Source organism: Actinomycetospora sp. NBC_00405 (genome assembly GCF_036044095.1).
GTDB lineage: Bacteria > Actinomycetota > Actinomycetes > Mycobacteriales > Pseudonocardiaceae > Actinomycetospora > Actinomycetospora callitridis.
In genome coordinates this window covers 4,447,369-4,458,838 of the sequence record NZ_CP107938.1, presented here as the reverse complement: position 1 = coordinate 4,458,838, position 11,470 = coordinate 4,447,369, and the positions used below count along the sequence as shown (strand labels likewise).

Here is an 11,470-nt window from a genome sequence, read left to right as displayed (position 1 = left end):
TCGACACGCACCGCACCCGGGAGGACCCCGTCATGCACGCCCTGCACATCACCTACACCTCGTCCGCCTCCATCGAGCAGCTGCGCGACGCCTCGGTCGTCTTCGCCGAGGTCCTGCGCACCGTGCCCGGCTTCGTCGCCAAGACCTGGCTGGTCGACGGCGCCCACCACGGCGGCTTCTACCTCTTCACCGACCGCGCGGCGGCCCAGGCCTACCGCGACGGCCCCCTCGTCACCGGTCTGCGCGAGCACCCGGCGTTCAGCGACTTCGAGGTCCGCGGATGGGACGTCGACGACGAGCTCGGCGCCCTCACCGGCGCGACCACCAGCACCGCCGCCTGACCTTCCACCCGACCCACCCGTCCCGGAGGACACCATGACCACGACCGCGACCACCGCCACCCGCGACCAGGCCCTCGTCGCCGCGCTGCGCACGACCCTCGTCGGCGACGTCATCGACCGCACCGACCACCGCTACGAGCAGGCCCGCCGGGTGTGGAACGGCCTCATCGACCGGCGCCCCGCGGTGATCGCCCGCTGTGCGACGACCGCCGACGTCGTGGCCACCGTCGCCGCGGCCCGGGCCCACCGACCGCCCGTGAGCATCCGGGGCGGCGGCCACCAGGTCGCCGGGAGCGCGGTGTGCGAGAACGGCCTGGTCATCGACCTGTCGGACATGACGTCCGTGACCGTCGACCCGGCGGCGCGCACCGCCCGGGTGGGCCCCGGCGCCCGGTGGGCCGACGTCAACGCCGCCACCCAGCGGCACGGTCTGGTCGTGCCCGGCGGCGAGGTCTCCGAGACCGGCGTCGCCGGGCTCACCCTCGGCGGCGGCATGGGCCACCTGCAGCGCGCGCTCGGCCTGAGCTGCGACGCCCTGCGCGCGGTCGAGATCGTCACCGCCGACGGCGTCCTGCGCACGGCGAGCCGCACCGAGCACGCCGAGCTGTTCTGGGCGCTGCGCGGCGGCGGCCGCGGCCTGGGCGTGGTCACGGCGTTCGAGTTCGAGCTCTTCCCGCTGGGCCCTGAGGTCGCCCAGTCGATGGTGCTCTACCCGTACGAGGACGCCGCCGCGGTGCTCGCGGCCTGGCGGGACCTGGTGCCACGGATGCCGGAGACGGTGTCGCCGGAGTTCGCGCTCTGGGGCATCCCACCGGACCCGGGATTCCCGGCCGAGATGCACGGTGCGCCGGTCGTCGTGGTCGCCGGCCTGTACGCCGGACCCGCGCAGGAGGGTCTCGAGGTGCTCGCACCGCTGGCGCGTCTGGGCACGCCGCTGGTGGACGCCACCACGGTCACCGACTACGTCACCAGCCAGTCCGGCTCCGACCCGCTGTTCCCCGCCGGCGCGCGGTACTTCTTCAAGTCGCACTTCCTCGAGAGCTTCGACGACGACGCGGCCGCCGCCGTGCTCGCCGCGGGGGCCGCGCGGCCGACGCCGCAGTCGCTGGTCATCGTCCGCACGATGGGCGGGGCGATCGCGCGCGTCGGGGACGATGAGAGCGCCTTCGCCCACCGGGCGGCCCGCTTCAACGTCAGCATCGACGCGGGCTGGACCGACCCGGCGATCGACGACGACGCGATCGGCTGGGCGCGGGGTGCGTGGGACGCCCTCACGCCGTTCGCCACCGGCGGGGTGTACGTCAACTTCGCCGGGCTCGACGAGGACGCCGACCGCGGCGCGGTGTTCGGGACCCACGCCGGGCGTCTCGACGCGATCGCCCGGACCTACGACCCGGACGGCATCCTCACCGCGGCCACCGCCCGGCACTGAGCGCGCCCGCGGACAGGCGAAGGGCACCTTCGACCGGCTAGATCGGTCGAAGGTGCCCTTCGCTCGGAACAGGGCGGGTCATCCCTGACGCGGCGGCGGGATGACGTTGCCGGCGGGGACGATGTTCTGGTTGGTCCGGAACAGGTTGTCCGGGTCGTAGTGGTGCTTGATCCGGGTGAGCCGGTCGTAGTTCCCGCGGTACGACGCCCGGATGCGGTCCTCGCCCTCCTCCATCATGAAGTTGATGTAGGCGCCGCCGGCCGAGTACGGGTGCAGGGCCTCCTGGTAGTCACGGGCCCAGCGGGTGAGCGCCGCGGCGTTCGCGGGGTCCGGGTCGACGCCGACGATCACGCCCGACCACCCCCCGTCGCGGTACGGGAACGCCGTCGCGTCCTCGGGCACCTGCGCGGCGGCACCGTCGATCGGATACAGGTGCATCGTCGACTGACCGCTGGGCAGCACCTCGGCGAACCGACGGTGCACCTCGATCGCCTCGTCGCTGATCTCCCGGAAGACGTCGCCCTTCCAGTACCACTGCAGGCCCGGCGGGAAGAGCGGGTCGAACGCCGACTGCAGCGCCGCGTACGGCATCGGCTGCAGGCCCACGAGCAGCGGGGACCCAAAGGTGCGCACCGGTTCGAGCACCTCGTCCGCCCGGTCGCCCGGCCCGGTGTAGCACCAGACGATCCCGCAGACGGTCCGTCCCCAGAGCTCCTCGGGGAACGGCGGCGCCGGCGGGACGGCCATCACGCCGATCCAGCCGCTGAGCTCCACCGGCAGCGACGGCAGCAGCTCGCGGTACCAGCGCATCACCTCGGCGAGGTCGTCGAGCGCGTAGAACACCGGCCCGCCGATGATCGTCCCGGCGTCGCCGACCGGGTGGCAGCGGAACCGGAACGAGGTGACGACGCCGAAGTTGCCGCCGCCCCCGCGCAGGGCCCAGAACAGGTCCGGCTCGCTGTCCTCGGACGCGGTGACGAACGAGCCGTCGGCGAGCACGACGTCGGCAGAGAGCAGGTTGTCGACGGTCATCCCGTAGCGCCGCGTCAGGTAGCCGGTGCCCCCGCCGAGCGTCAGGCCGGCGACCCCGGTCGTCCCGACGATGCCCGACGGCGTCGCCAGCCCGAACGCCGACGTCGCGTGGTCGACGTCGCCCCAGACGCAGCCGCCGTCCGCGCGCACGGTGCGCTCCGCGGGATCGACGCGGGTGCTGCGCATCGGGGAGAGGTCGAGCACCAGCGCCTCGTCGGTGACGCCGAGGCCCGCCGCGTGGTGCCCACCGCCGCGCACCGCCAGCGTGAGGCCGTTCTTGCGCGCGAAGCCCACGCCGGCGATGACGTCGGCGACGTCGCGGCACTGCGCGATCGCGGCCGGCCGTTTGTCGATCATGCCGTTGTAGACGGCACGCACCGCGTCGTAGTCGGGGTCGGCGGGCAGGACGATCCGGCCCCGGAGGACGGCGGCGAGATCGGTCCAGGGAACGGTGGCGCGTGGGGCGGTGGTGGTCACGACGGGGCCTCCCGGCGAGGAACGGTGGACGACGAGCCCCGACCGTCCATCGAGGGCGTTCGCGCAGCGTTCCGCGGCGCCGCGGCGTCATCCGGGCGGACGCAGCACCGCGGAACGCTCCGGACGCCGGTCCGGCTCGTGACCGTTCTGCCCAGCCACGGCGCGGATGTCGGCGTGGCACCGGTGCAGCAGCGCGCTGCTGCCGTGCTCCCGGGCCAGACCTGCGGCCACCCGGAGGCGATCGAGGGCGCCCGGGCCGTCGTCGAGCGCCGCGCGCCGGCGCAGGACCTCCGGGAGCCACCACACGTCGTGGCGGGACCGGGCGTCGGCGACCGCCGCGTCCAGCACCGCCCGCGCCTCGTCCGGCCGACCGCGGCGTACCGCGATGTCGGCGACCAGCGTCAACCAGTAGGTCATCCGGAAGTACGAGCCGGTGGCCCGCAGCCCGTCGATGCCGCGCCGGGCGAACGCCGCGCCCTCCGCGCCGCCGCGCGCCCAGCCGGAGAGCACCGGAGCCCATTCGCGGTAGTACGCGAAGCCGTAGCGCTCGCAGAGCTCGGTCAGCTCGGCGACCGACGCCTCGACGGCGGGGCGGTCGTCGCGCAGCTGGTGGGTGACCGCCTCGTAGGCCACCGCGACGGCGACGCTGTAGGGGTGGTCGATCCGGCGTGCGAGTGCGACGGCGCCCGCCGCGGTCTCGCGGGCGCGGTCGTCGTGGCCGAGCAGCCAGTGCGCGTGGGCGGCCCACCCCGCCCCGTGAACGTCGGGCCGGGTGCCGACGCTCAGGGACACCGCGTTCCCCGCGTCGGCGACCACCGCGAAGTGGTGCAGGGCCTGCCGCAGCCGTCCGAGGCCGAACGCCGACCCGGCCGCCGCGAAGTGGGCGGGCCCGGCGAGCGCGGGGGCTGCGTCGACCATCGCCAGCGCTCGGGCGGCGATCCCGTCGGACTCGGCGACGTCGCCCGCGACGAACCGTGTCGACCAGAGCGCCACCAGGGCCGCGAGCTCGGCGTCGCGCCGCCCGATCCGGTGGGCGAGCGTGGCCGACGCCTCCAGCGTCTCCCGCACGACCGGCGACGCGTACCCGTGGCGCGCGTTGAGCGGCGCGGCCAGGGCGTTGCGGACGGCGAGCTCCTCCTCGTCGCGGTGCCGGCCCGGAGGGAGGGCGCCGACCAGGCCGAGCGCGTCGCGGAGCAACCGGATCGCCTCGCCGTGGGCGAACCGCGAGGCGGCGACGTCGGCGGCCCGCCGGTACATCGCGACCGCCTCCTCCGGTCGTCCGCCACGGGCGTGGTGGCGCGCCAGCCGCGCCGACACGGCATCGAGGTCCTCGGCGTGCAGCTCCTCGAGCGCGCGGGCCAGGCGACGGTGCAGCAACCATCGGGTCGGCGGGCCGGCGAGCGCATCGGCCGCCTCGCGCAGGAGGTCGTGGGAGAAGTCGTAGCCGGCCGCGGTCTCCCGGACGATACGGCGGCGCCAGAGCTCGTCGAGCGCGCGGACCACGGCCTCGGCGTCGAGCTCGCTGGCCTCCACGAGCAGGGCGAGGGTGAACTCGCGGCCGACGGCGGCGGCGAGGACCGCGACATCACGCGCGGTCGGTCCCACCTCCTCGAGGCGGGCGCGCAGCATCCCCGCGAGGTCCCCCCGCGCGAGCCCGGCTCCCCCGCGGACGGCCTCCACGACGTGCAGCGGGAGTCCGCCGGTGATCGCGTGCAACGCCTCGCCGTCGTCGGGGACCCGGCCACTGACCACCGTTGCCAGCCGGGCGGTCCCGACGGCGTCGAGCGGGCCGAGAGCCAGCTCCGACGCGACCCCGGTCGCGCGCACCCGCGGGAACCACGCGTCGACCGCGCCGGGTCCGTCCCGCGCGGTGCCGACGACGAGCAGCGACGCGTCCCCGGCCCGGCCGAGGAGGTGGGCCAGGAACGCGAGGGTCTCCTGGTCGCCCCACTGCACGTTGTCCAGCACGAGCAGCAGGGGCCGATCGACCGCCAGGATCGCGCGCGCGAGCCCCTCGACGAACCGGTGCCGCCGCCAGGCGTCCGCCATGGCGCGGGCGCCGTCGGCGAGCTGCGGGTCCGCGCGGCCGTCGCGGGGGACCAGCCGCTCCACCTCGAGACGCCAGACGGGGTCGAGCCCCTCGACGGCCGCCCACACGCCCGGCACCCGCAGCCAGTCGGCCACCGGGGCCAGCGCGAGGCGGTCGGAGGTGCCGTAGCAGCCCGACTCCGCCACGACGCCGGCGCGCTCACGGACCACCGCGGCGAGCTCGGCGACCAGGCGGCTCTTGCCCACACCCGCCTCACCCCGCACGAGCACCAGCCCCGGCTCGCCCGCGACGGCGCGTCGCCAGGCCCGGACCAGGGCGGCGAGCTCGGTCTCCCGGCCGACGAGCGTGGGCGCCGCGCGGGCCCGGGGCACAGGCGCCTCCGGGGGCGGCCCGGCCACGGTGGACGAGCTCGCCACGGCGGCGAGGACCCGCCGCGTGGCCGGGTCCGGTGCCACGCCGAGCTCGTGGCCGAGGACCGACGCGCAGCGCTCGTAGGTGCTCACCGCCCCGGCGCGGTCACCCTGGGCGAGCTGCAGCTCCATGAGCGCCCGGTGGCCCGCCTCCTCCAGCGGTCGCAGCCGGACCCGGCGGCGCGCGACGTCCACCGCCGCCGCCGGGTCGCCGGTGCTCGCCAGGGCCGCGGCCAGCACGCCGCACAGCCGGGCACAGCTGCGCTCGCGGTCCTCGCGGACCTCGCGCACCCAGTCGTCGTCGACGCCGGGGAGGAACGGTCCGCGGTACTGCGCGAGCGCGGCCGCAGCGTGCGGGATCACCGCGCCGGCGTCGTGGCGGGCCGCGGCGTCCTGCGCCACCCGCGCGTCGCGGTCGAAGAGGCGGAGGTCGACGTCCACCTCGGCGACGTCCTGCCACGCGAGGCCGTGGGTGTCGGCGCGCACCACCGGCGCGTCGTCGAGCGCGTGGCGCAGGTGGTGCAGCTCGCGACGGAGGTTCGTGAGGGCCTGGGCGTCGGTGGAGTCGGGCCAGAAGAGGGCGGCCAGGCGCGGCCGCGGTGTGACCGTGCCGGCGTGCGCCACGAGGTAGGCGACCAGCGCGATCCCGCGCGACGAGCGTGACCGCGGACCGCCCTCCTCGTCAGCGATCACCTGTTGGCCCAGCACCGCGACGTGCAGCATCGGAGGCCTCCCCCCAGCGGTCACCCAGGGTGGCGACCCCGTCGGCCCCCGGCCAGAACGAGCGACGGCCTCCCGCTGTTCGTCACCGGATCGTGACGAACAACGGGAGGCCGTTGGGCTGTACGGGTGAGATCAGGCCGCGCGCGACACCAGCAAGGCGCCGGTACCGCCGTCGCCCTGCTCGTCGAGGTCCACCGACACCGTGTCGCCCTCGCGCACCTCGCCGCCGAGCAGGGCCTTGGCGAGCTGGTCGCCGATGGCCGACTGCACGAGCCGGCGCAGCGGCCGCGCCCCGTAGACGGGGTCGAAGCCCTGCAGCGCCAGCCACTCCCGGGCGGCGTCGCTGACCTGCAGCGTCAGCCGCCGCGCGGCCAGCCGGGCGCCGAGGCGGTCGAGCTGGATGTCGACGATGTGCGTGAGCTCCTCGGTCGAGAGGGCGTGGAAGACCACCACGTCGTCGAGCCGGTTGAGGAACTCCGGCTTGAACGAGCGCTTCACGACCTCCATGACCTTCTCCTTGCGCCCGGCGTCGTCGAGCGAGGTGTCGACGAGCGCGGCGGAGCCGAGGTTCGAGGTCAGCACGAGGATCGTGTTGCGGAAGTCGACCGTGCGGCCCTGGCCGTCGGTGAGACGCCCGTCGTCGAGCACCTGCAGGAGCACGTCGAAGACGTCCGGGTGGGCCTTCTCGACCTCGTCGAGCAGCACCACCGAGTACGGGCGCCGGCGGACGGCCTCGGTGAGCTGGCCGCCCTGGTCGTAGCCGACGTACCCGGGCGGGGCACCGACGAGGCGGGCGACGGAGTGCTTCTCCCCGTACTCGCTCATGTCGATGCGGATCATGGCCCGCTCGTCGTCGAACAGGAACGCGGCGAGCGCCTTGGCCAGCTCCGTCTTGCCGACGCCGGTGGGCCCGAGGAACAGGAACGACCCGGTGGGACGGTCCTCCTCCGCGATCCCGGCCCGCGCGCGGCGCACGGCGTCGGACACGGCTCGCACGGCCTCGGCCTGCCCGACCACGCGGCGGCCGAGCTCGTCCTCCATGCGCAGGAGCTTCGCGGTCTCGCCCTCGAGCAGGCGCCCGGCGGGGATGCCGGTCCATGCCGACACGACGTCCGCGACGTCGTCGGGACCGACCTCCTCCTTGAGCATCACCGGGGCCGCCGAGCCGGCGTCGGCCGCGGCGAGCTCCTTCTCCAGGGCCGGGATGCGCCCGTAGCGCAGCTCGGCGGCGCGGCCCAGGTCGCCGTCGCGCTCGGCGCGCTCGGACTCCCCGCGCAGGGTCTCGAGCTGCTCCTTGAGAGAGCGGGTCGAGTCGATCGCGTCCTTCTCGCCCTGCCAGCGGGCGGTCAGCGCGTCGAGCTCCTCGCGGCGCTCGGCGAGCTCGGCCCGCAGGGCGTTGAGGCGCTCCGCGGACGCGGCGTCGGACTCCTTGGCCAGCGCCATCTCCTCGATCTCGAGGCGGCGCACGGCGCGCTCGACCTCGTCGATCTCCACCGGGCGCGAGTCGATCTCCATGCGCAGCCGCGAGCTGGCCTCGTCGACGAGGTCGATGGCCTTGTCGGGCAGGAAGCGCGCGGTGATGTAGCGGTCGGACAGCGTCGCCGCGGCCACCAGCGCGGCGTCGGTGATCCGCACGCCGTGGTGGACCTCGTAGCGCTCCTTGAGCCCGCGCAGGATGCCGACGGTGTCGTCGACGGTCGGCTCACCGACCAGGACCTGCTGGAAGCGGCGCTCGAGCGCCGGGTCGGACTCGATGTGCTTGCGGTACTCGTCGAGCGTCGTCGCGCCGACCATGCGCAGCTCACCGCGCGCCAGCATCGGCTTGATCATGTTGCCGGCGTCCATGGCGGACTCGCCGGTCGCGCCGGCGCCGACGATCGTGTGCAGCTCGTCGATGAACGTGATGACCTGGCCCGCGGAGTCGGTGATCTCCTGCAGGACGGCCTTGAGCCGCTCCTCGAACTCACCGCGGTACTTGGCCCCGGCCACCATCGAGCCCATGTCCAGGGCGACGACGCGCTTGTTGCGCAGCGACTCGGGCACGTCACCGGCGATGATCCGCTGCGCCAGGCCCTCGACGATCGCCGTCTTGCCGACGCCGGGCTCGCCGATGAGCACGGGGTTGTTCTTGGTGCGCCGGGAGAGGACCTGGACCACGCGACGGATCTCCGCGTCGCGGCCCACGACGGGGTCGAGGGCGCCGGACCGGGCGCGCTCGGTGAGGTCCTGGCCGTACTTCTCCAGGGCCTGGAAGGTGCCCTCGGGGTCGGCGGACGTGATCCGCCCCGACCCGCGCACCTTCGCGAACGCCTCCTGGAGCGCCTCGGGCGTCGCGCCGTGGCGGGTGAGCACCTCGCCGGTGCGCCCGCCGGCCGCGGCCAGCCCGACCAGCAGGTGCTCGGTGGAGACGTACTCGTCGCCCATGTCGGCGGCGAGCGTCTGGGCGTGCTGGAGCACGCGCGCGGTCTCGCGGTCGAACTGCGGCGCCGCGACGCTCGAGCCGCTCGCGCTCGGCAGGCCCGCGAGGACCTTGCCGACGTCGGCCCGCACCGCCGACGGGTCCGCCCCGACCGCGCGCAACAGCGGTTCGGTGAGGCCGTCGGTCTGGTCGAGGAGCGCGGCGGCGAGATGGGCCGGCGAGACCTGCGGGTGACCGTCGACGGTGGCCGCCCGCACGGCGGCCGACACCGCCTGCTGGGTGCGGGTGGTGGGGGTGAAGTCCATGGCGGGGGTCCTCCTGCGTGACGTGCGGATCGGGCAGCCCACCAGCCGCCCAGTGAACTTGAGTCTACCTGGCTCAACTTCGCTGACGTGGCGTTTGTTCCCGGCGATTCACCGACGTCCGGTCACCCACAGCGACGACGACGAGAGGTCTCGATCCGGGGTGTCGTCGCTGCTCAGCGTGGCCGCGGACGTCGTCCGACGCCGGTGGGAGGTCGGACGACGACACGATGATGGGGACCCTGCGTGACGGCCACGAACGGGCTGTCATAGTGGTCCGGACACGCGGGGCCCGGTCGTACGACGGGGGCCGCGCGATGGGGGGCTGGGGAGAGGTAGGGGGCATGTCCGCGGAGCCGCTGCCGGGCGACGGTCCGGCCGACCCTGCCCTCGCGCCTCCCCCCTCCCCGCTTCTCCGCCCCTCGCCGACCGTCCGGCCCGGACCCCGGCGCCTCGCCACGGTCCGTCCCGTCCCGGCCCCGCCGACCGCGCCGATGGTGCGTCCGGGACGGCACGCCGCGCCTGACCCGGTCGACGGCCCGGCGCCGAGCGTCGCGTCGGTCGCCGCACCGCCCGCTCCCACACCGCCCGCGCCCGCACCTCGCGCGTCCCGTCCTGCGCCCCCGACCCCCGAGGCGGACGCCGCGCGCCGGGTCCGCGAGGCGTGGGAGGAGGTCGGGCCGCAGGTCGACGAGCTCGCCGACTGGTTCGCGGCGCTGCTGTTCAGCCTCGACCCCGGGTCGCGGGCGCTGTTCCCCGCCCGGATCACCGAGCCTGCGCGCCGGCTGCTGCGCTCGCTCGTGCTGGCGATGAGCACCGTCGACCGTCCCGCCGACCTCGCCGCGCTGCTCGAGCCGCTGGTGCGCGAGCACCGCGCGCTGGGCCTGCGCGCCGGGCAGTACGAGACGCTCGGCGTCGCCCTGATCGGCGCGATGCGGCGCTTCGGCGGCGCCACCTGGGACGACGCGGCCGAGCACGCCTGGGTGCGGGCGTTCTCGCTGGCCGCGGGCCCGATGGAGGACGCGGCGCGCGCCGCCGGGAACGACGGGGCGCCCGCCCTGGCCGAGGCCACGGTCGTGGGCCACCGGCGCGTGGGCTGGGACCTCGCGGTGCTGCACGTCGCGCCCGACCGGCCCGTGCCGTACCGCGCCGGGCAGTCCCTGACCGTCGAGATCCCGCAGCGCCCGCGGATGTGGCGCACGCTCAGCCCGGTGACCGCACCCCGGCCGGACGGCCTGCTGGAGTTCCACGTCCGCGCCGTCGAGGGCGGTTGGGTGAGCCGGGCGATGGTCGCGCACACGGCGACGGGCGACCGCTGGCGCCTCGGTCCGGCGTCCGGGCGGCTCGGGCTCGACCCGCGCAGCGAGCGCGAGGTGCTCATGGTCGCCGGCGGCACCGGCGGCGCGCCCGTGCTTGCTCTCTGCGAGGACATGGCCCGGTGGGCGCGACCCCGCCCGTGCACGGTGTTCCTGGGCGGACGGGTGCCCGACGACCTCGTCGTGCTCGACCGCCTGCGGGCCCTCGCCGAGGCACACCCCTGGTTGGCGGTCGCCCCCGTCTGCGAGGACGACCCGCTCGACCCCGAGACGCTGCCGGGGACGCTGCCGGACGCCGTGGTGCGCTCCGGCGACTGGTCGTCCCACGACGTGCTGCTCTCCGGCTCCCCGGGGATGATCCGCGCGACGGCCCAGGCGCTGCTCGTCGACGGCGTGCCGCTCGATCGCATCGCGTACGACCCGTTCACCCAGTAGTCGCCGCCGGAAAGTGCGGCCGTCAGCGCCTTGTTCCTCGCGCTGCCCACCGCCTCCCGGCCGGGGTCGATCACTCGTGCCGATGGCGCGGGCCCGGTTGCCAGACGACCACCGACTGGGTGCGCCGGGCCGGCAGCCGGTCGCCGCGGGACGGGGCCTGCTCCGCGGCGGCGCGCCAGCGGGCCAGCTCCTCGGTGACCTCGGCGAGACGGTCGGTCAGCGCGCCGACCTCGCGCTCGAGCTCGATGATCCGCTTGATGCCGGCGAGGTTGACGCCGTCCTCCTGCGAGAGCCGCTGGACCTCACGGAGCACGGCGATGTCGCGCACCGAGTAGCGCCGCCCGCCGCCGCTGGCGCGGCCCGGGCTGACGAGACCGATGCGGTCGTAGCTGCGCAGGGTCTGCGCGTGCATTCCGGCGATCTGCGCCGCGACGGAGATGACGAAGACGGGGGTGTCCTCGTCGGCCCACGTCGGGAGGGCGGGCATGGACGGGGCGCCGAGCGGGGCCGGCCACGGCCCGCGCTCGTCGGCC

General features: G+C 75.5%; 7 protein-coding genes. 3 read left to right on the top strand and 4 right to left on the bottom strand.

Annotation, left to right across the window (positions count from 1 at the left end; genetic code table 11):
- Positions 1 to 32 precede the first annotated feature (32 nt).
- Both OG774_RS21945 and OG774_RS21940 read left to right on the top strand, forming a co-directional pair.
- A complete protein-coding gene (locus OG774_RS21945; protein WP_328304331.1) occupies positions 33 to 341 on the top strand; it encodes a YdhR family protein in 309 nt (102 codons plus the stop codon).
- A gap of 34 nt (positions 342 to 375) precedes the next feature.
- Positions 376 to 1,773 carry an FAD-binding oxidoreductase gene (locus tag OG774_RS21940; protein ID WP_328304329.1) on the top strand — a complete coding sequence of 466 codons (1,398 nt, stop codon included), beginning with the start codon at positions 376 to 378 and terminating at the stop codon, positions 1,771 to 1,773.
- A gap of 78 nt (positions 1,774 to 1,851) precedes the next feature.
- Here the strand turns inward: OG774_RS21940 and OG774_RS21935 are convergent, their stop codons facing one another.
- The 3 genes from OG774_RS21935 to clpB form a co-directional block, all read right to left on the bottom strand.
- On the bottom strand, positions 1,852 to 3,282 hold the full coding sequence (locus OG774_RS21935; RefSeq protein ID WP_328304327.1) for an FAD-binding oxidoreductase: 1,431 nt from the start codon (positions 3,280 to 3,282) through the stop codon (positions 1,852 to 1,854).
- An 87-nt stretch (positions 3,283 to 3,369) separates the two neighbouring features.
- On the bottom strand, positions 3,370 to 6,465 hold the full coding sequence (locus tag OG774_RS21930; protein ID WP_328304325.1) for an ATP-binding protein: 3,096 nt from the start codon (positions 6,463 to 6,465) through the stop codon (positions 3,370 to 3,372).
- Between the two features lie 132 nt (positions 6,466 to 6,597).
- A complete protein-coding gene (gene clpB / locus OG774_RS21925; protein ID WP_328304323.1) occupies positions 6,598 to 9,189 on the bottom strand; it encodes an ATP-dependent chaperone ClpB in 2,592 nt (863 codons plus the stop codon).
- A gap of 341 nt (positions 9,190 to 9,530) precedes the next feature.
- Here clpB and OG774_RS21920 point away from each other — a divergent pair, with 341 nt between their 5' ends.
- A complete protein-coding gene (locus OG774_RS21920; protein ID WP_328304321.1) occupies positions 9,531 to 10,937 on the top strand; it encodes an FAD-binding oxidoreductase in 1,407 nt (468 codons plus the stop codon).
- Positions 10,938 to 11,007: 70 nt separating this feature from the next.
- On the opposite strand, the gene OG774_RS21915 is transcribed toward OG774_RS21920, so the two are convergent.
- A complete protein-coding gene (locus OG774_RS21915) occupies positions 11,008 to 11,424 on the bottom strand; it encodes a heat shock protein transcriptional repressor HspR (protein ID WP_328311084.1) in 417 nt (138 codons plus the stop codon).
- Positions 11,425 to 11,470: the final 46 nt, after the last annotated feature.

Bases quoted from the DNA above. Each gene is read 5' to 3' on its own strand.
- OG774_RS21945 (WP_328304331.1), top strand. From the start codon at position 33: ATGCACGCCCTGCACATCACCTACACCTCGTCCGCCTCCATCGAGCAG.
- OG774_RS21940 (WP_328304329.1), top strand. From the start codon at position 376: ATGACCACGACCGCGACCACCGCCACCCGCGACCAGGCCCTCGTCGCC.
- OG774_RS21930 (WP_328304325.1), bottom strand. From the start codon at position 6,465: ATGCTGCACGTCGCGGTGCTGGGCCAACAGGTGATCGCTGACGAGGAG.
- clpB (WP_328304323.1), bottom strand. From the start codon at position 9,189: ATGGACTTCACCCCCACCACCCGCACCCAGCAGGCGGTGTCGGCCGCC.
- OG774_RS21920 (WP_328304321.1), top strand. From the start codon at position 9,531: ATGTCCGCGGAGCCGCTGCCGGGCGACGGTCCGGCCGACCCTGCCCTC.
- OG774_RS21915 (WP_328311084.1), bottom strand. From the start codon at position 11,424: ATGCCCGCCCTCCCGACGTGGGCCGACGAGGACACCCCCGTCTTCGTC.